This window comes from Serratia sp. H402Y, assembly GCF_051172415.1.
GTDB classification, from domain to species: Bacteria; Pseudomonadota; Gammaproteobacteria; order Enterobacterales; family Enterobacteriaceae; genus Serratia; species Serratia ureilytica.
The window spans coordinates 347,210-366,860 of record NZ_JBPIYZ010000002.1 but is presented as its reverse complement, the minus strand read 5'-3'; the positions used below and the strand labels follow the sequence as shown (position 1 = coordinate 366,860).

At 47.6% G+C, this 19,651-nt stretch carries 14 protein-coding genes and 1 tRNA gene; 9 read left to right on the top strand and 6 right to left on the bottom strand.

From position 1 onward, the window contains the following. Positions 1–3: 3 nt before the first annotated feature. The 3 genes from ACSBQS_RS15695 to pepA all read right to left on the bottom strand — a co-directional run bounded on the left by ACSBQS_RS15695 (position 4) and on the right by pepA (position 4,938). Positions 4–2,880 carry a valine--tRNA ligase gene (locus tag ACSBQS_RS15695; RefSeq protein WP_434991106.1) on the bottom strand — a complete coding sequence of 959 codons (2,877 nt, stop codon included), beginning with the start codon at positions 2,878–2,880 and terminating at the stop codon, positions 4–6. Between the two features lie 12 nt (positions 2,881–2,892). After that, positions 2,893–3,342, bottom strand: a complete 450-nt coding sequence (locus tag ACSBQS_RS15690; protein WP_004933353.1) for a DNA polymerase III subunit chi — start codon at positions 3,340–3,342, stop codon at positions 2,893–2,895. 84 nt (positions 3,343–3,426) lie between these two features. Then, on the bottom strand, positions 3,427–4,938 hold the full coding sequence (gene pepA, locus ACSBQS_RS15685) for a leucyl aminopeptidase (RefSeq protein ID WP_004933352.1): 1,512 nt from the start codon (positions 4,936–4,938) through the stop codon (positions 3,427–3,429). Positions 4,939–5,220: 282 nt separating this feature from the next. On the opposite strand from pepA, the gene lptF reads away from it, so the two are divergent. The 7 genes from lptF (at position 5,221) to ACSBQS_RS15650 (ending at position 10,902) form a co-directional block, all read left to right on the top strand. Continuing rightward, entirely contained in the window at positions 5,221–6,315 is a 1,095-nt protein-coding gene (lptF, locus tag ACSBQS_RS15680; RefSeq protein WP_046688131.1) for an LPS export ABC transporter permease LptF, read from the top strand. Next, positions 6,315–7,385 (top strand): LPS export ABC transporter permease LptG, encoded by a 1,071-nt coding sequence (lptG, locus tag ACSBQS_RS15675; RefSeq protein WP_046688132.1) that lies wholly within the window; start codon positions 6,315–6,317, stop codon positions 7,383–7,385. The genes lptF and lptG overlap by 1 nt, the downstream gene beginning before the upstream one ends. 151 nt (positions 7,386–7,536) lie before the next feature. After that, positions 7,537–8,256 (top strand): LuxR family transcriptional regulator, encoded by a 720-nt coding sequence (locus ACSBQS_RS15670; protein ID WP_033641699.1) that lies wholly within the window; start codon positions 7,537–7,539, stop codon positions 8,254–8,256. Positions 8,257–9,248: 992 nt separating this feature from the next. After that, positions 9,249–9,333 (top strand) — tRNA-Leu (locus tag ACSBQS_RS15665). 214 nt (positions 9,334–9,547) lie between these two features. Beyond that, positions 9,548–10,072 (top strand): type IV secretion protein Rhs, encoded by a 525-nt coding sequence (locus ACSBQS_RS15660; RefSeq protein ID WP_434991102.1) that lies wholly within the window; start codon positions 9,548–9,550, stop codon positions 10,070–10,072. Continuing rightward, positions 10,069–10,449: a putative T6SS immunity periplasmic lipoprotein gene (locus tag ACSBQS_RS15655; protein ID WP_434991100.1), complete on the top strand. Its 381-nt coding sequence runs from the start codon at positions 10,069–10,071 to the stop codon at positions 10,447–10,449. The genes ACSBQS_RS15660 and ACSBQS_RS15655 overlap by 4 nt, the downstream gene beginning before the upstream one ends. 96 nt (positions 10,450–10,545) lie before the next feature. Further along, positions 10,546–10,902 carry a putative T6SS immunity periplasmic lipoprotein gene (locus ACSBQS_RS15650; protein ID WP_434991098.1) on the top strand — a complete coding sequence of 119 codons (357 nt, stop codon included), beginning with the start codon at positions 10,546–10,548 and terminating at the stop codon, positions 10,900–10,902. A gap of 664 nt (positions 10,903–11,566) precedes the next feature. Here ACSBQS_RS15650 and ACSBQS_RS15645 read toward each other — a convergent pair. From ACSBQS_RS15645 to ACSBQS_RS15635, 3 genes are all read right to left on the bottom strand, one after another. Further along, positions 11,567–13,375, bottom strand: coding sequence for a response regulator receiver domain (locus tag ACSBQS_RS15645; RefSeq protein ID WP_434991097.1), 1,809 nt, complete (start codon positions 13,373–13,375; stop codon positions 11,567–11,569). Next, on the bottom strand, positions 13,372–16,407 hold the full coding sequence (locus tag ACSBQS_RS15640) for an ATP-binding protein (RefSeq protein WP_434991096.1): 3,036 nt from the start codon (positions 16,405–16,407) through the stop codon (positions 13,372–13,374). Before ACSBQS_RS15640 ends, ACSBQS_RS15645 begins: the two co-directional genes overlap by 4 nt. 172 nt (positions 16,408–16,579) lie before the next feature. After that, positions 16,580–17,770: a DNA cytosine methyltransferase gene (locus ACSBQS_RS15635; protein ID WP_434991093.1), complete on the bottom strand. Its 1,191-nt coding sequence runs from the start codon at positions 17,768–17,770 to the stop codon at positions 16,580–16,582. Positions 17,771–18,405: 635 nt separating this feature from the next. On the opposite strand from ACSBQS_RS15635, the gene ACSBQS_RS15630 reads away from it, so the two are divergent. Beyond that, the gene (locus ACSBQS_RS15630; protein ID WP_434991091.1) at positions 18,406–19,017 is read left to right on the top strand and encodes an HNH endonuclease; all 612 of its coding nucleotides are present in this window, start codon (positions 18,406–18,408) and stop codon (positions 19,015–19,017) included. A gap of 177 nt (positions 19,018–19,194) precedes the next feature. Next, on the top strand, positions 19,195–19,650 hold the full coding sequence (locus ACSBQS_RS15625) for a very short patch repair endonuclease (protein ID WP_434991089.1): 456 nt from the start codon (positions 19,195–19,197) through the stop codon (positions 19,648–19,650). The last annotated feature ends 1 nt before the right edge of the window (position 19,651 follow it).

The following is a 19,651-nucleotide window of genomic DNA, read 5'->3' as shown; positions in this document are numbered from 1 at the left end:
GGATTACAGCGCAGCGATGGTCGCCTGCTGTTCCTGCAGCTTCACTTTGCCTTCTTTGCAGGCCGCCAGGCGATCGCGTTCTTTGGCGACCACCGCTTCCGGCGCGCGCGCCACGAAGCCTTCGTTCGCCAGCTTGCCTTCGATCGCGGCGATTTCCGCATCCAGTTTGCCCATCTCTTTGGCCAGACGCGCGATCTCGGCGTCCTTGTCGATGAAACCGGCCATCGGGATCAGCAGCTCGGCGCCGTCCACCAGCTTGGTGACGGAGACCGGGCCTTTCTCACCGGCCGGCAGCAGCGCGATGGATTCCAGGCGCGCCAGGCGGGCGATAAAGCTTTGGTTCTCCTGCACGCGGCGCTGGGCGTCGGCGCTGCAGTTGCGCAGCAGCACGTCGAGCGCTTTGCTTGGCGCGATGTTCATCTCGGCGCGGATGTTGCGCACGGCGATGATGGTTTGCTTGATCCACTCCAGATCGTTCAGCGCCTGCTCGTCTTCCAGCGCGGCGTCGTAGGCCGGGAACGGCTGCAGCATGATGGTGTCTGCGGTCGTGCCGGTCAGCGGCTTCACGCGCTGCCAGATGGTTTCGGTGATGAATGGAATGATCGGGTGCGCCAGGCGCAGCAGCGCTTCCAGCACGGTGATCAGCGTGTGGCGGGTGCCGCGCTGTTCCGCTTCGCTGCCGTTGCTCACCACCGGCTTGGTCAGCTCCAGATACCAGTCGCAGAACTGGTTCCAGGTGAATTCGTACAGGATGTTGGCCGCCAGATCGAAGCGGTAGGTGTCCAGCGCTTCGCGGTAGGCTTTCACCGTGCGGTTGAATTCGGCCAGGATCCAGCGATCCGCCAGCGACAGCACTTTCTCGCCGCCGTTGAAGCCGCAGTCGTGCGCTTCGGTGTTCATCAGCACGAAGCGGCTGGCGTTCCACAGCTTGTTACAGAAGTTGCGGTAGCCTTCCAGGCGCTTCATGTCCCAGTTGATGTCGCGGCCGGTCGAGGCCAGCGCCGCCAGGGTGAAGCGCAGGGCGTCGGTGCCGTGCGGCTCGATGCCGTTCGGGAACTGTTTCTCGGTGCGCTTGCGGATTTTCTCCGCCAGCTGCGGCTGCATCATGTTGCCGGTGCGTTTTTCCAGCAGATCTTCCAGCGAGATGCCGTCGACCATGTCCAGCGGATCGATCACGTTGCCTTTGGACTTGGACATCTTCTGGCCTTCGTCGTCGCGGATAAGGCCGGTCATGTAGACGGTCTTGAACGGCACCTGCGGCTTGCCGTTTTCATCCTTGATGAAGTGCATGGTCAGCATGATCATGCGCGCGATCCAGAAGAAGATGATGTCGAAGCCGCTGACCATCACGCTGGTCGGGTGGAAGGTTTTCAGCGCCTCGGTCTGCTCCGGCCAGCCCAGGGTAGAGAAGGTCCACAGGCCGGACGAGAACCAGGTGTCCAGCACGTCTTCGTCCTGGGTCAGCACCACGTCGGCGCCCAGGTTGTTCTCGCTGCGCACTTCTTCTTCGCTGCGGCCCACGTAGACTTTGCCGTTCATGTCGTACCAGGCCGGGATGCGGTGGCCCCACCACAGCTGACGCGAGATGCACCAGTCCTGGATGTCGCGCATCCAGCTGAAGTACATGTTTTCGTACTGCTTCGGCACGAACTGGATATCGCCCTGTTCGACCGCTTCCACCGCCACTTTGGCCAGCGGCGCGGTGCGCACGTACCATTGGTCGGTCAGCATCGGCTCGATCACCACGCCGCCGCGGTCGCCGTAAGGCACCGTCAGGTCGTGCGGTTTGATCTCGTCCAGCAGGCCCAGATTATCGAAGGCGGCAACCACCGCTTTCCGCGCCGCGAAACGCTCCAGGCCGCGGAATTCGGCCGGGATCTCGTTGCAGTAGTCGGTGCAGACTTCGCCCAGGGTGTTGAACACTTCTGCTTCCTGACGGATGTCGCCGTCGAAGGTCAGAATGTTGATCATCGGCAGGCCGTGGCGTTTGCCGACTTCGTAGTCGTTGAAATCGTGCGCCGGGGTGATCTTCACGCAGCCGGTGCCTTTTTCCATATCGGCGTGTTCGTCGCCGACGATGCGGATGCGGCGGCCGACCAACGGCAGAATGATCTCTTTGCCGATCAGGTCCTTATAGCGCGGATCTTCCGGGTTGACCGCCACGCCGGTATCGCCCAGCACGGTTTCCGGACGGGTGGTGGCGACCACCAGGTAGTCTTTGCCCTCGGCGGTTTTCGCGCCGTCGGCCAGCGGGTAACGCAGGTGCCACATGGAACCTTTGGATTCGCGGTTTTCCACTTCCAGATCGGAGATGGCGGTGCGCAGCTTCGGATCCCAGTTCACCAGGCGCTTGCCGCGGTAGATCAGGTCTTCTTTGTGCAGACGGACAAACACTTCGCGCACCGCGTTCGACAGGCCTTCGTCCATGGTGAAGCGCTCGCGCTCCCAGTCCACGGAGTTGCCCAGACGGCGCATCTGGCGGGTGATGGTGCCGCCGGATTCCGCCTTCCACTGCCAGATTTTGTCGATGAACGCGTCACGGCCGTAGTCGTGGCGGGTTTTGCCTTCTTCCGCGGCGATCTTGCGCTCCACCACCATCTGGGTGGCGATGCCGGCGTGGTCGGTGCCCGCCTGCCACAGGGTATTTTTACCCTGCATGCGCTGATAGCGAATCATGGTGTCCATGATGGTCTGCTGGAACGCATGGCCCATGTGCAGGCTGCCGGTGACGTTCGGCGGCGGGATCATGATGCAGAAGCTTTCCTGGCTGGTGTCGCCGTTCGGCTTGAAGTAACCCTGATTCTCCCAGTGATCGTACAGCTTCTGTTCGATCTGTTTTGGGTCGTATGCGGTGTCGAGCTGACTGTTTGTCTTTTCCATTCTTTATCGTATTCAGTGAGTTGGCGGCGTAGCCGTGGTCAAATGGAAGCCGACGCTGCGATAGGCCTTGTAACGGTCGCGCGCCAACTGTTTCAGAGTGTCTTCGTAAGGAACGAAGTCTACCACTTCATGGAAAGCGGTAGCAAAATCGGCAAACTGCGGCAGCAGGGCGATCAGCAGATCGCGCGGGGCATTGCCGCGCTTGCCGGGCCAGCACAGTTCCACCGGCGCGCCGTAGTGCGGCCCTTCGCCGGCCAGGTTGTGCGGCACGAATTCATGCGGCTCGCGCTGCCACAGCGCTTCGTCCAGCCGCTGGGCCTGCTCCTGGCTCTCGCAGGCGATCAGCACCCGCTTGCCGGCGCGGAAGCCGTTGGCGGCAACGGCGCAGGCCACGGCCTCATGGGCGCTGAGCGCGCCTGACGGTTCCGCGTTGTCGAGCAAATAAAACGTCGCCTGTTTCATTAAGGATCCACCGCTGCCGATAAAAAAATGTAGGGGCACAGCATGCTGTGCCCCTTGGGATTATACCTGAATTACCGCTCAGATTTAATCGTCGCCGTTCAGGCCTGCGCGGTTGAGCAAGAACTGCGACAGCAGCGCCACCGGGCGGCCGGTCGCGCCCTTGGCTTTACCGGAGCGCCAGGCGGTGCCGGCGATGTCCAGGTGCGCCCAGGTGTACTTGCGGGTGAAGCGCGACAGGAAGCAGGCGGCGGTGATGGCGCCGCCAGGGCGGCCACCGATGTTCGCCATGTCGGCGAAGTTGGAGTCCAACTGCTCGTAGTACTCGTCGGCCATCGGCAGGCGCCAGGCGCGGTCGCCGGCCTGCTCGGAAGCGCCCAGCAGCTCGTGCGCCAGCGGGTTGTGGTTCGACATCAGGCCGGTGATGTGGTGGCCCAAGGCGATCACGCAGGCGCCGGTCAGGGTGGCGATGTCGATCACCAGCTCCGGCTCGAAGCGCTCGACGTAGGTCAGGGTGTCGCACAGCACCAGGCGGCCTTCGGCGTCGGTGTTGAGCACCTCGACGGTCTGGCCGGACATGGTGGTCAGCACGTCGCCCGGACGATACGCCCGGCCGCCCGGCATGTTTTCACAGCCGGCCAGCACGCCGATCACGTTCAGCGGCAGGTTCAGCTCCGCCACCACGCGCATCACGCCGTACACGGTCGCCGCGCCGCACATGTCGTATTTCATCTCGTCCATGCCGTCGGCCGGTTTGATCGAGATGCCGCCGGAGTCGAAGGTCAGCCCTTTGCCTACCAGCACGATCGGCTTAGCGTCCGGATTTGGGTTGCCCTTATATTCCATCACCGACATCAATGATTCGTTCTGCGAACCGGCGCCGACCGCCAGATAGGCGTTCATGCCCAGCTCTTTCATCTGCTGTTCGCCGATGACGCGGGTGGTGATGTTAGTGCTGAAGGCGTCCGCCAGTTGGCGGGCCTGCGAGGCCAGGTAGCCGGCGTTACAGATGTTCGGCGGCATGTTGCCGAGATCTTTGGCCGCCTTGATGCCGGAAGCCACCGCCAGGCCGTGCTGGATGGCGCGCTCGCCGCTGGTGAGCTCACGGCGGGTCGGCACGTTGAACACCATTTTGCGCAGCGGACGACGCGGCTCCACCTTGTTGCTTTTCAGCTGATCGAAGGTGTAGAGCGTCTCTTTGGCGGTTTCCACCGCCTGACGCACTTTCCAGTAGGTGTTGCGGCCTTTCACGTGCAGTTCGGTCAGGAAGCAGACCGCTTCCATCGAGCCGGTGTCGTTGAGGGTATTGATGGTTTTCTGGATCACCTGCTTGTATTGGCGCTCATCGAGCTCGCGCTCTTTGCCGCAGCCGATCAGCAGGATGCGCTCGGAGAGAATGTTGGGCACATGGTGCAGTAGCAGCGTCTGCCCGACCTTGCCTTCCAGTTCGCCACGGCGCAGCAATGCGCTGATATAACCATCACTGATTTTGTCGAGTTGTTCTGCGATAGGGGACAGGCGGCGCGGTTCGAAAACGCCGACTACAATACAGGCACTGCGCTGTTTTTCCGGGCTACCGCTTTTTACACTGAACTCCATGCACTCTCCTGAATCTTAAAGACAAAGGCGGACGCTACGGCTAGAATAACCGACTCCGTAACGATCTCCTGCCATTTGAGTTAACGGATTATGTTAACCTGAACGGCATAAATTGCTCTGTTTTGGCGACTATAAGCAAGTTCCTATAGGACACCCAAACGGCTTGATGTTGTAATACTATTTTAGCTGTGAAGGTTGCCATATGATGAGAATAAATGGCGGATTAACGATGAAATTATCGATTTTCCTGCAAAAAGACAAGTTTTCACAGGCGTAATAAGCGTGATCATCATAAGATATCTGGTACGGGAAACGCTCAAGAGCCAAATCGCCATCCTGTTCATCCTGCTTCTGATCTTCTTTTGTCAGAATTTGGTCAGGGTGTTGGGCGACGCGGTGGACGGCAATATCCCGACAAACTTAGTACTCTCTCTGCTCGCGTTGGGCGTGCCGAAAATGGCGCAGCTCATCCTGCCTTTGAGCCTGTTTCTCGGCTTGCTGATGACGCTTGGGCGGTTGTATACCGAGAGCGAAATCACCGTCATGCACGCCTGCGGGCTGGGTAAACGCACCCTGATTATTGCCGCCATGATCCTGGCGCTGCTCACCTCTGCGATCGCGGCGGTGAACGTATTTTGGGCCGGCCCCTGGGCCTCGCGCTATCAGGACGTGGTGGTGAACGAAGCCAAGGCCAACCCGAGCATCGCCGGGCTGGCGGAAGGGCAGTTCAAACCCTCGCAGGACGGCAACGCGGTGCTGTTTATCGGCAACGTCAAGGGCAGCACCTTCAACGACGTGTTCCTGGCGCAGCTGCGGCCGAACGGCAACCAACGCCCGTCGGTGGTGGTGGCCGAGCACGGCAACATCGTGCAGCAGAAAGACGGCTCGCAGGTGGTGACGCTCGACAAGGGCACCCGCTTTGAAGGCACCGCGCTGCTGCGCGACTTCCGCATTACCGACTTCACCGACTACAAGGCGGTGATTGGCCACCGCACTGTGGCGGCGGACAACACCGAATCCGAACAGATGTCGATGCAGACGCTGTGGGAATCCGACGATCCGGACGCGCGCGCCGAATTCCACTGGCGCCTGACGCTGGTGGTGTCGGTGGCGCTGATGGCGCTGCTGGTGGTGCCGCTCAGCGTGGTGAACCCGCGCCAGGGCCGCGTGCTGAGCATGCTGCCGGCCATCCTGCTGTACCTGATCTTCTTCCTGCTGCAGACCTCGCTGCGCTCCAACGCCGGCAAGGGCAAGCTGGATCCGATGCTGTGGCTGTGGCTGGTTAACGGCGTTTACTTCGCGATCGCGCTGGCGCTGAACCTGTGGGATACCGTGCCGATGCGCAAGCTGCGCGCACGCCTGAGAGGAGCGGCCTGATGTTTGGCGTATTAGACCGTTATATCGGTAAAACGATTTTCAACACCATCATCATGACGCTGTTCATGCTGGTGTCGCTGTCCGGCATCATCAAGTTCGTCGATCAGCTGCGCAAGGTCGGCCAGGGCGAATACACCGCGCTGAGCGCCGGCATGTACACCCTGCTGAGCGTGCCGAAAGACATCGAGACTTTCTTCCCGATGGCGGCGCTGCTCGGCGCGCTGCTCGGCCTGGGCCAGCTGGCGACGCGCAGCGAACTGGTGGTGATGCAGGCTTCCGGCTTCACCCGCCTGCAGATCGCCGGCTCGGTGATGAAAACCGCCATTCCGCTGGTGCTGCTGACTATGGCGATCGGCGAGTGGGTGGCGCCGCAGGGCGAGCAGATGGCGCGCAACTACCGCGCCCAGCAGATGTACGGCGGCTCGCTGCTCTCCACCAAGAGCGGGCTGTGGGCGAAGGACGGCAACGACTTCATCTACATCGAGCGCGTCTCCGGCGATAAAGAACTCTCCGGCGTCAACATCTACCACTTCAACGATCAGCGTCGCCTGGAGACGGTGCGCTATGCCGCCACCGCCAGCTTCGAGAACGGCCTGTGGCAGCTTTCGCAGGTGGACACCTCGGATCTGACCAACCCGAAACAGGTGACCGGCACCCAGACGCTGACCGGCGAATGGAAAACCAACCTGACCCCGGACAAGCTGGGCGTGGTGGTGCTGGATTCGGATTCGCTCTCCATCAGCGGGCTGCACAACTACGTGAAGTACCTGAAGCAGAGCGGCCAGGAATCCAACAAATACCAGCTCAACATGTGGCGAAAAATCTTCTCGCCGCTGTCGGTGGCGGTGATGATGCTGATGGCGCTGTCGTTCATCTTCGGCCCGCTGCGCAGCGTGCCGATGGGCATCCGCGTGGTGACCGGCATCAGCTTCGGCTTCCTGTTCTATGTACTGGATCAGATCTTCGGCCCGCTGAGCATGGTTTACAGCATGCCGCCGGTGCTGGGGGCGCTGCTGCCGAGCATGCTGTTCCTGTTGATCAGCGTGTATATGCTGCTCAAACGCAAGTAGCGGAGCGAGCGGTATGGGAAAAGGCGTGGCCGCAGGGCCGCGCCTTTTTTATGGGTGCTGTATGCCCCCGGTGAACCACTCCCCCGACCTGTCGCTTTTCGTCGTGCTATAGTCAACCCTGCGGCATGCGGATAGAGGGAGCGGGCAGTCAATGGAAGACGAATACAATCTCAGCAATATCATCGGCAAGCGCCTGGAAGCGGCGTTGGGGGAGTTGGGCGAGCTCCTGTGGGCGTATGTGGTGTTATCCAAAAAAGACATTTCCTGTATTTTTGGCGTCACCAACTACCCGACTGAATGGGTCAACAAGTATCAAGAGCAGGGGTTGCAGTACATTGATCCGGTGGTGATTACCGCCCGCAACCGCCTGACCCCCTTCGCCTGGGACGAGCAAATCATGGCCGACTCAGGGCTGCATTTTCCCGAACTGTTCGAGCAGGCCCGCGAGTTTGGCGTGACGCACGGCTATACCTTCGTATTGCACGATTACAACAACAATCTTGTCACGCTTTCCTTTGCCTTCAGCGCAGAACAGAAAGCGGAAATCATCCCGGCGCTCATCGAACGTAAAGGTGAAATCTCGGTATTGCTGGCCTCAATCCATGAGTCGTATCTGGCGCTGGCCCCGCCGTCAGATAAAAACGCCGCAGCGCTGGAAGGCAACGCCCGCTTTACCGACAGGGAAAACGAAATCCTCTATTGGGCCAGCGTGGGTAAAACCTACCAGGAAACGGCGATGATCCTGGGCATAAAGACCGGCACCATCAAGTACCATATGTCCAACGTCGTCAAAAAGTTGGGGGTCACGAATGCCCGACATGCCGTGCGCCTGGGGATGGAGCTGCGGCTGATTAAACCAGTGGATGGATAGGCTGCTCGCTCACGGCAGCTTTCGAACCGGGAAATGACGGGCGTTAATCGGTATTGAGTGGGCAGCGCGGCGGCTCACGAGAGGGAAGCAATACAGCACCGGCCCTGATTTCTACGATGTGAAATAATAACCTGCGTGAACTGATAAAGGTCTAGTAAGGGACTGTACTTTAGTCTAACTAGTTTCTCACCCCTTAAGGCGATACACTTTCCCGGTAATGTTTTGATAAAAAATATAAAAAAAAACCTGACCGCGTAGGTCAGGCTGCCAATATTGGCCAACACCAGGGAAAATTTTCTTACATCATCTTAAAGCTATTAACTCCGCAGAGGCAAGTGTTCTCTGCTGGTTTTTACGCCTTGAGTTGCTATTTTGTTACGTATGTACGCTATTTTCTGGTGATTTTAGATAACCCCCCATCTAACCGAAATAGCGCCTCTCCCCTGAAGGCAGCATTCCGCTTCTTTATTTCCCCATCTGTCATTCATTAATGAAAAAATACTGTTCTCGGAATGTTGCGCAACCTCATTCTTTATTCGCTGACACATTGGCGTGCAATTATTTGCAGCATTGCCATTACGGCTGGGGATTATTTTGTTTTTGCCAGGCGCAGGGTGAGACAGTGGCGATGGGGGAGGCGGGTTGCGACCTGCTGCGTGGCGGGTTCCTGAACGTATCTCGCTAACGCGGTGAGCGGTTCTGGCTCGTGGGAGTGAATGACGTACGGCACATGAACCATCATTGTTTTGTGCAACGACGTTGGAACCTGGGATCGGACGGTATTACGTGAGTGTGGCGCTTTATCTTGGATGCTCGTTGCAACAGCCTGCTCACCATTAACAGGGTTGTGAAGGGCGTGGAGCGAGAAGACGGGGTGGACAAACGCGCGTGGCGGCGGTTTTTTCGACACTTAACTCATTGAACAACGGATAAGTGTTGCGTGCTGGTCGCGGGAAGGTATAATTCACCCGTTTTCCGCATACTACTTCAGTGCCGAAGTGGCGAAATCGGTAGACGCAGTTGATTCAAAATCAACCGTAGAGATACGTGCCGGTTCGAGTCCGGCCTTCGGCACCATTAAGTACCGCGCGAACAAGAAGCCACCGAAAGGTGGTTTTTTTGTGCCTGGAATCTGCCCGTCACCACTACCTGCCTATTTTCACTCTGTATTGACGCATTTCCCATTTCAGTAAAAACCGGATCTTCCTGATGCTTTCCTAAGGCCTATCTTATTGACCTTAAAGGCTAAAATGACGTTTCATTGAACCCTTTCGGATCAAGGAGTTCCAGGATGGAGCCACAACAGGAAGGGAGCACGCGGGTGTTAACGCCGGGCGAAATCAATCTGGCGCGTTCGGTGTTTGGCAGCACCATTTTCTATCAGAGCGTGTTGGTTCACTGCGACAGCTACCTGCCGTTTGGGTTGCAGAATCAGTACACGGCGATGAGCCCGAATGGGGAGTTGTACTTTCGCAGATCACTCTATGAAAGAAATTATGCGAGCCAGGATCCTGAAGCACAGCACCTTTTTATTCATGAAATGGCACACGTTTGGCAGCACCAGAAGGGCATGTGGGTACGCACCCGTGGGCTTCTCAGTTGGGCGGTAAGTTATCAATATCGGCTTGATCAACCTTTGCTGCGCCACTACAGCATGGAACAGCAGGCATCGATAATTGCGGACTATTTCATTCTCAAGAGATATGGGGCGAATACCTTCTTCCGCTTGCCAAACAGGAAACTCATCGGGATAGTGGACAGACGGACATTGTCACAATTTCAACCCATAATCAGAAGCGCAGGGCTGCCGCTATGAGAAAATATTTATTCCTTCTTCTTCCTCTTTTTATCTCGGGTTGCCCAACGGGTGACAGGTTTAATCTCTATCAAGTACAAAGTAAGCTCGTAGAAGGTAAAGTTTGCGTCTTTTTTAATGAGAACGATATCGTAAAAAATGAATCCATACTGGATATCGCCATCTGGAAACAAGGAGGCGATACCTACGTATACGAAAAATCATATGCTTACAGCCCGATAACGCTAGAGGCCAACAAGTGTGTTCCAGGTATCGGTGAGTTTAACTTTATCGCCGGTGAAGGATATACAGTTTTGGTAAGAACGCCGCTAAATTCATATCGAACCAGTTTTGTTGTGTGGAAGAAAGGTAAGAACATGATGCTGAAGCCCGATTAGAGTTTAACGATATGTTTTAGCTAATTATTGTCATGAGAGTAATTTATTAATTCTATAGGCATTACAACCTGTAACTGGAAATGCCGGGCAGCCATTATGAAAAAACTCCTCTTACTCTTTATTCCTCTTTTTATCTCTGGTTGCCCAATGGGGGATAAAGTCAATTTACGCCCGGCAAAAGCAACGGCTGTCGGCAGCAAGATCTGCGTTTTTGTCGATAAGAATGACATGGAAAGAGAGGAGTCCATTCTCAAGGTAGCCATATGGAAGTATGGCAATGATAATTATGCCTATGAAAAATCATATGCAAACACGCCTATTGCATTGGAGCCTGGGAAGTGTGTTCCTGGCATCGATGAGTATGATTTTATCCCTGGTGAAGGATACAGTGTTATTGTCAGTACGCCTTTGCATCCTTATGAGGCCAGGTTTATTGTATGGAAGAGAATCTAAGAGGTTATGTTAGAGCCGTATTAGGTATTAACATGATAGCGAGATAACTCATCTTTATTGACCATGAGTTTGATTTCTTGTTGTTCTGGAAATTCTATAATAAATAAGTAGGGTGGCTATTATGAGAAAATATTTATTACTTACTCTTTCTATCTTTCCCTTGGGCTGCCCAATGGGTGATAGGTTCAATCTCTATCAAGTAAAAAGTAAGATCGTGGACGATAAAATTTGCGCATTTTTTCATGAGAAAAAACAAACCCATACTGAATATAGTCATCTTGAAGCAGGTGGGATGACTACGTATAAGAAAAATAGTATAGTTACAGGCCGATGACATTGGAGGACAATAAGTGTGTTACGAGCATTGATGAATTTAATTTTATTCTTGATGAAGGGACGTTTGTTCTGCCTTGAACACTATTGAATTCATATAGCACTGGTTTCGTTATGGGGTAGAGGGCGTACAGTATCATACTGAAACAGGATTAAATAGTGGGTAGATTATCCAGATTTACATCGAGGAAAGGCTCTAACTGCGGTTATGCTTAAATTAAAGTAACAAAATTCGTTTAATTAGCGATTAAAATAAGTTTGATAATGAAGCTGCATAAATACAGTATACAACTTCATATAGCAATGCCAATTATTAACGATAAGCTTTTAACTATCGAGCGTTTCGACGCAACCACTCAACCTCATCGGTACCAGTTCTATTAAGGTTAGATACTAAGTTTCCAACTCGTGATATTGTGTTTAAATCATGTAAGTCACCGATCCAAATGTATTCATGACAATCTTCATCCCAGAAAATTATCGTGTCTGGGTCTGTATTACTTGATAATACCCTTTTCCGTTCGTCAGTTTCGAATACTATATGTTCAAGCTTGTGGAATTTTTTTGTTGTATGCAGAAGGGTATACTCTTTCGACTCGTAAGGAAGAAACGAATGGAATTGCTTGATAAGAGATTTGTTAGGTTTTTTGTTGTGTGATAAGACATTTTCAACGATTTGCTGTGCTATGTCGAATTTTTTAAAATCATGAATTAGTTTTTTATGACTATCGATAGAGGCATTTCTTGGAATGACAATGTCGAATTTTCCATCTGTTACCTCATCCAACGCAACAAATGAGAAATTTAATTTATTATTTATTCTTACAGTGTCACACTTAGGGGTTATACATAACATAAACTGATCTATGTTTTTTGAGTATATAAGTGAACCTTGAGTTAGATATGGAGATTCATTAATACCTACTATATCTTTGAATGTGCGTCTGAAAGATGAAAGAATGGATAATTCAATTGAGGAGTTTATAACCTTTGTCTTTTCTGTATCGAATATTGATATAGCATCAAGTGATGGTTTTTTACTTATATCACAAAAATTTTTAGAGATACTACTATTTTTTTTATGAATAACTTTGGATAAGTTTCCAGAAAATCCATTTTTTGACAATTGTATCATGTCAGACAATTCAATCTGACATGTTATATCCTCATGAGTTATTTTTTTAGCTAATGTATTATCATTATATTTTATCCACTTTTCTATAGTACAAGCACCTAAAGTTGAATTGTCAACTCTAGATATGGCTAAAATATTTCTCATGTAAGATATGAAATTTTCCAACATAAATACTTCAGAGTCATCTGGTCTTGGCAATAGAACCCTGTGTGCTAAATATCCTGAGTCAAGATTCTTTCCAAACCTAGATATTATTCTTCCTGTGTTTTTCCTAATTGCCGCTGCTGCCTTTATTGCAAATGCTGGAACTAATCCATTTATTAATATTGAGAATGATTTTAATGCGGCCGCAGGTATATCTGCTTCACTAACTGCTCTTTCAGGTGAGAAATCATAAGCTTGGTGATCTTTATTATAAAAAGAGATTATCAAATTACTAGAATGAATTTCAAAATCTATATTCCTATCTAAAGTGTAATCTGTTAAGTAATCACAAAGTTCATCTCTAAGATCATTTAAACGAGACTCTCCTGTATAAATCATAATCGCTCTTATTTTCCCACCATTCTCATTATCGCTCCGGAGTATTTCTTTTACTATAGCCTTGCTAAAATCAGAGCTTCGGTTTTTTAGAATCCAATCCAAAATAATAATATCTGCTTTCTCACATGCAGAACGTGCAATGCTGGCGAATTGTTCAGGAGTTTGATTATCCAGTATTTTTGGTTGATAAATTCCGGCAACTATACCTTCTTCAAAGAAGGCATTCGTCAAAGAAAGTGTATCAAGAGGGTGAATACTATCCGGTGGGATTTTCCCTCTATTTTCCTTTGTGCCCATTTGTCTAAAACTTGAAATTAAGGGATTTGTACTGACAGGAGTGTTCAGCATAACACCTGTTGATGGAGCATGCGTAGCGTTTAGCTGAGCTCCATCATCAATAATCATAACATTTTGTACATATTCCCTTACTACTTCATGACAATGCGCCGAGAATAAATTCATGCTGAAACCTCCTTTTCTAAATTTTCAATTATGAAGCAAGGAGATTCACTTATATCTCCATTGGCCAACTTAATGTCAAAACCTTCTCTATTTAAAGTTTCCTTTGAAATATAAAGACCCATGCCCCTACCTGATTCTTTACGAGAAAAGCTGAACTCAAAGATATTTTCTCTATCAGTTGTAGGTATTACTGGACCATTATTAGAAATGGTTAGAGCACTTCCTTGGGTAGCTAATACTATTTTCTTATCTGGGTTGTCAATGACTCGTTGAGTGTTCAACCAATAAATTGCATTATCGATGACATTTATAAAAACAGGTAAAAATGTAGATGGATATACATTATTCACCATGTTTAGAAATTTATCAGTTGATTCTAGTGTAATGCTGTGTCGCTTCATTCTCTCGTCGAAAATGTCTTTAAGGTATCTCGCGATTTCTTTTCCACTTAACTCAATTTTAGACCTATAGAGCCTTCTGCTTAAAGGTGTGAACATTTTTAAGTAGCCATCTAAATGTGAGAAGCTATGGCTAATATTAAAGAATATAGTGTTTAGATTTGGGTTTTGGTCTGCCCATGGCTTTAACATTTTGATGCTTTGTCTAACGGATCTGATAGTACTACTGAATTCGTGTTGAATGATACCGATCGACATACCCAGTTGCGCAAAATCAAAGTATTGATTAAGTGAATCCTTTACCTGTTCATTTTCAGTTTCAAGTGCTATGAGAGTATCAATAGAGGTAACTTCATCACCCTGTAAATCATTTATTATGATTTCAATAGACTCTTTGATCTTGCTAAAGTATTCATCAGTTTTGCTAGACATAGCATCTAACTGTTTTTCCCATGAGGAGATCATTGAGTTGGCTTCATTTTCATATATAGTATCTAATGGGGTTTTGTTAATTTCAGCCATGACAGAGTTGATGGTATCGGTAAACTCTAATGTTTTCTCTCTAACTTTATTTTTAATGGAATTATCTAAAGTATTAACATGGTCTTTCATTCTTTTCTTAAATATATTTACGTTTTCATTAAGGTTTCTACGCTCATCATTAACCGTTTCTGTTATTTTTTCTCTTTTACTGAATGAGAGAGAATGAACGCTCATATAATGAGTTATGATTCCATCAAGTTGTGACTGTGCTGGCTCAAAAATATCCTCAGTTATTTTTTCTCTAAGGATAAGATAACTTTCCCATTGTCTTAATAATAATTTATTTAACCCAATATTTGGTTTTGATATTTTTATGGACTTGTTGAATTCGTTGTTTTTATTTTTTACCTCTCTCATTACATTATATATGAAATTATATTTTTGAGCTGTTGACCAACCTTTGTTGCTGGTAAGTATAAGATGTTCAGTGTCTCTTATAAGGTTCTCCATTTCTCTTGAGTATATGTTGTTATCATAATTTAAAAAGAAGGATTCAAGCTCGTGTTGAAAATTGGATCTTTTAAAGCCAATGCTTTTTTTTCTCTTTGCTAAGGTTTCTTTCTGGATCTTTGCCTGGCTCCTAAATATCTCTTTAATCTCCCAAAATCTATCGTTTATTGAGTTTTCACGGAAGAAATCTGCGGCTAACTGATCAAAGAAATTGTTTAAAATATTCTTGAATTCTCTATAGGCAATGTTTTCTATTAATCCTTCCCTGCCGGCCTTTTCAATTAACATAGCATTATGATTATGTTCTATCTCAATTGCACCAAACATCCATCTATAAGAGAAAAATGCGGTTGAAGCGCGCTTGGTTCTTCTTTCCTCTATTCTTAGAAAGTCGAACTCTGGCTTGCCATAAGGTAACACTCTTATTCCATCTTTATATAAATAAACCCCACCATACATATTTAATTTTGATTTTATCTCGGCGTATGTTTGAGTAGGGACAGTGCTGTCACTTGCTTCACCCTGTAAATATGAGAATTTTATTTTAAATCTACCACAATTGGTTTTTGCACCGTAATTTTCATTCCAGTTAATAATATGCTTTACGGGGTCTCCTCTATAGACTGTTACCGTTCCTTTAAACTGACCAAAATCGTCAAACTCACCTTCTATATAGTGATCTGCGTTTCGTGCATCTTCGGGGGTGAAAAAACCTTCTTCGATAAGCTCTTCTGGTTCTGCGTTTCCTCGATGAATCCGAAATTTGGTTGCCATTACTTGTTCAGATCTGTCGCTCAATGAGTTTGCAAAACCTACAAGGATTTTTTGAAGTTCGGTGGTATTATTTTCGTCTTTTTTAATATCTAACTCTAGTGCTGGATCGCAAGGCATAATGATAAAGTGTGTGCCATGAAAAAAACCATCTAATATAGGTGCTTGTTTGTTTTTTAAGCTACCATCATCCTGATTAGCGGAATTTGTCCAGTTGGTTAGTGTTATACTTTGTAGGTTACTGAATAGAACATCTGGAGAAAAAGTAAAGTTTTCTAAATCTTTTTTTATTGTATTATATATTTCTTCAGGTACTTTCTCATGCAGTTTATCAATGTTTTCCATTATTTCATTAGACATTGATTGGATGTCATCTTGACCTGGAATTTCGTCTTTAAGAAACGTACGAACAGGTATTATTATATCTGATAAGTTTATTTCAGGTATTTCAAATTGTGACCAATGCACTAATGCAGCAACCATTTCGTGCATTCCTTCTTCGCGAATAGCTCTACTTAGGACAAGAACCAATCGGCCAATTGAAGCTATTGCTAGCCTTCCTATGCCTTTTTCACCCATTAATGGACGTTCATTCATGCCTTCAGGAATGAATACAGATTTTCTGTTGATTCCTAACTTACTAGATGTACCTATTGTTAACCATTTGCTGATAAAATCCTCTTTCGTCATCCCTACTCCATCGTCCCTCAATGTGAGCAAGTTTGGAGACTCAAAAAAATCTATTTCTACATTTTTTGCGTACGCATCGTGTGCATTTTTAAATAATTCGTGAATAGCTGTCGGGATGCCAGCAATTTGCTGCCTCCCTAGCATATCGACAGTTCTTGCGCTTACTTTCATTTGGGCCATTGGTATACTCCCTATGATATAAAATTTTAACGATGGTTTTTATTTTTTTATTTATGAGAATAATTTGCAGTTGAATAATTTACTCATGAAACTTTTATTAATGCGAGGGTTAACCACTTCAAGCCTTTTGGAGTATTTTCTCACGGTAACCCCCTCTAAAGTTATTTTATTTTCAAGACTGAAAAGCCTTAAGGAATTTTATCAATGGTTTTATCAAATTTCTACCTAACTTAACAGGAACCGCATTCCCAATTTGTCTTGATTGCTGAGTGGCGTTGCCATAAAAGACAAAATTGTCAGGGAAGGTTTGTAACCTTGCTGCGTGCCGCATGGTGATACCGTGATTTTTCCAGGGATGAACGAAGCGTCCCTTGGATGGGTTTATGCAACCTGTAGTAATCGTGTTCGAAGGTTGATGAATCATGATTCTTCCGTACACATCCTTATGGCCGGTGTGGGTTTCGTGACAAGGCAGTACACGATTTGAGTCCATTCGACTGCCGTTTAATGGCGTTGAACTGAAAACCTTGACCATTTCTGCCGAGTGCGTCATGTGGAAATTGAGCGAGTCTTTCTCGTCTACTTTGCAGCCAAAATCAAGGTTTGCCAATAGGCTATCGACTTGCGATTTTGAAAGTTTGGTCTTTGTCGAAAAATAGTCATGCCAGTAGCGATTTAAAACATTCTCAGGTGGCTGCTCAAAAACGCAAGATGCCGTTTTCCACTTGGGAATTTGCTTGCCACTTGGAGAGAAATGCGTCGGTTTTGGGGGGAATACGATAGTATCGGAAGCTATGTCGTGCCTAACGCCAAGGATAAATACCCGTTTGCGATTTTGCGGCACGCCAAAATCCCGAGCGTTAACCAGATCACAAAATTTGATGATGTAACCATTTTCTTCGGCGTTTTGCTTAAGTGTTGCGAGATAAGACTCATGTCTCTTCCACAACAAACCCGCTACGTTTTCGATGAGAAACATCTTAGGACGGAGTGCATGTACGAACTCATAGTATTTCAACAGCAACTGATTGCGTGGATCATCAACGCCAGCACCATTGATTCTATGAGTTGAGAATCCTTGGCATGGAGGTCCTCCAAGCAGAAGATCAAGCTCACCAGGAGCAATGCCGATGTCTCTCATAAATTTATCCAGGTCATTGATAAAGTTGATATCAGTGTTGTAGACCTTGGTTTGGCTGCTGCCAAAAATTTGCTTGATGTTTTTTTCATAAGTGTTCGCTGCCGCTGAGTCAAACTCGACTGCTGCTAAAACGTCCACCCCGCTTTGAAGGGCTGCTAGCGACAAACCGCCTGCTCCAGCAAAAAGGTCGATAGCGGTTAGTTTATTTTTCATCGTTGTCATTCGATACGCATTAATCAAAAAATGCTCTGATTATATCGCACATGCCATCGATGCATAGCAAAAAGGCCTGTTCAGAGTCTACTTCTTTTTCGCGCCTGCTCATACCGGTGTCGTGCTTGCGGCATCATGTTAGCGGAGACTGGTGTTTTGCGATTCATTCGCTCTGTAAGAACACCTGTTTTAGTCCGAGCTATTGAAACCAAAGGCATAGCTGGTTTTTAAGTTTTTTAGTGATAAACGAAATTGTTGAAAACCTTAGTTAGAATTAACTATCGAGGCGTGACCAACGCACAGCTTTTCTTGCTTTGGCGATAGCTGAATTCGTTAACCTTTTTGGAAAGAGTAAGTGCAAATAGTATTTCTCAGTATTTAAGGTAAGATGGGGAACCTAAGTATCCAGTATTTATGTGAATTTATATGAGGCATTTTGTTGTAAATATTATTGTGGGTGAGATTGTAAGTAAACTATATTTAAAAGTGCACTAGGAGTTGAACGAATAAGTAGATTTCATATGTTATTACAGAGCGTTATTTTCTCTTTGCTTACATAGTTACTCTTGATGGTATGGTTAATATAGTGTTGTTTGCTTAACGAGTTGTTTTTTTACTGAGTGCTTTTGATTTGGAGGTTGAATATGGATGATGAATTTAGGAGAAATCTAGTTGGTAAATTAACGCGGCTTCACTCTTCGATAGATAATCAAAGGGCCAATAAGACTTGTTTAAAGCGTTGGAGTGAGTTCATTCGATTCAGAGACGGCTACCGGTGTGTTGTTTGCCATTCTATGAGTAAAGTTTCTGCTCATCATATCTGTCGTAAAAGTTTTTTAGAGGAAGCTAAGTTTTATACAGGGAATGGTGTCACTCTTTGCATTGATTGTCATAAGGTTGCCCATAAAGGATTTAATGGAAAAGCAGATTATAATCAACCGATGGATGAGCAAGGGGGAGAAAAAATAGAAATCATGTTAGAACTATATGGATCATTAATTCGTGATGCTTATGAGAGAGGGTTACTTTGTGATGAGTATTATTTCTTAAATGACTTGGTTTTATGTCGGTTTAAATTGCTACAAGGTTATGACCCTCTTTTATCTTTTCCCGGTTCACAGTTAGAGCAAGCATATCTGATCTGGAGGCAATGCCCCTTACCTATTATGAATGCTATTTTAGAGGTGAATGGATTACCTACTAAAACTAAATTTCTACTTCCAGGAGTGACTATAGGTTCTACTGATGTAGAGTGATCGCCATTTATTCGTAAGGCATGACGATTAAAAAGGTATCTTTTGCTGTTGTTGCTATAATTGAAAATTTGTAATGTTTACAGTGTTACTTCTTAATCATAAAGTCAATAATATGAATACTTGACGGTTAGTTATTTTGGAAGGTATGCCATATTAAAAATATCGGAGAACCTATTGATGGATAAAGTGGATAAGAATACTAGATCCAGAATTATGGCTAGTGTGAAGAGTAAAAATACGCAATTGGAAATTATCATGCGTAAGTTCTTACACGCACAAGGGTTTCGCTTCAGGCTTCATGACAGTTCTTTACCGGGTAAACCGGATGTCGTGCTTAAAAAGTATAGGTTATGTATATTTATACATGGTTGCTTCTGGCATCATCATGATGGATGTCGCTTTGCCACAACTCCAAAAACTAACGTCGAGTTCTGGCGGAATAAATTTATAAAAAATAGACGGCGTGATATCCATAATAAAATAGTCTTGCTCGAAACTGGCTGGAGAGTCTTCGAGTTATGGCAGTGTGGTCTTAAAAATAATGATAAATCACTTGAATGGTTATCTAGTTATATTAAAAGCGATATTTGTACATTAAGCTGGCCTGATTATATATGCAGTAATGATAAATAAA

Bases quoted from the DNA above. Each gene is read 5' to 3' on its own strand.
- ACSBQS_RS15630 (WP_434991091.1), top strand. From the start codon at position 18,406: ATGGATGATGAATTTAGGAGAAATCTAGTTGGTAAATTAACGCGGCTT.
- ACSBQS_RS15635 (WP_434991093.1), bottom strand. From the start codon at position 17,770: ATGACAACGATGAAAAATAAACTAACCGCTATCGACCTTTTTGCTGGA.
- ACSBQS_RS15670 (WP_033641699.1), top strand. From the start codon at position 7,537: ATGGAAGACGAATACAATCTCAGCAATATCATCGGCAAGCGCCTGGAA.
- lptG (WP_046688132.1), top strand. From the start codon at position 6,315: ATGTTTGGCGTATTAGACCGTTATATCGGTAAAACGATTTTCAACACC.
- ACSBQS_RS15625 (WP_434991089.1), top strand. From the start codon at position 19,195: ATGGATAAAGTGGATAAGAATACTAGATCCAGAATTATGGCTAGTGTG.
- ACSBQS_RS15650 (WP_434991098.1), top strand. From the start codon at position 10,546: ATGAAAAAACTCCTCTTACTCTTTATTCCTCTTTTTATCTCTGGTTGC.
- ACSBQS_RS15695 (WP_434991106.1), bottom strand. From the start codon at position 2,880: ATGGAAAAGACAAACAGTCAGCTCGACACCGCATACGACCCAAAACAG.
- ACSBQS_RS15690 (WP_004933353.1), bottom strand. From the start codon at position 3,342: ATGAAACAGGCGACGTTTTATTTGCTCGACAACGCGGAACCGTCAGGC.
- ACSBQS_RS15640 (WP_434991096.1), bottom strand. From the start codon at position 16,407: ATGGCCCAAATGAAAGTAAGCGCAAGAACTGTCGATATGCTAGGGAGG.
- ACSBQS_RS15645 (WP_434991097.1), bottom strand. From the start codon at position 13,375: ATGAATTTATTCTCGGCGCATTGTCATGAAGTAGTAAGGGAATATGTA.
- ACSBQS_RS15655 (WP_434991100.1), top strand. From the start codon at position 10,069: ATGAGAAAATATTTATTCCTTCTTCTTCCTCTTTTTATCTCGGGTTGC.
- pepA (WP_004933352.1), bottom strand. From the start codon at position 4,938: ATGGAGTTCAGTGTAAAAAGCGGTAGCCCGGAAAAACAGCGCAGTGCC.
- ACSBQS_RS15660 (WP_434991102.1), top strand. From the start codon at position 9,548: ATGGAGCCACAACAGGAAGGGAGCACGCGGGTGTTAACGCCGGGCGAA.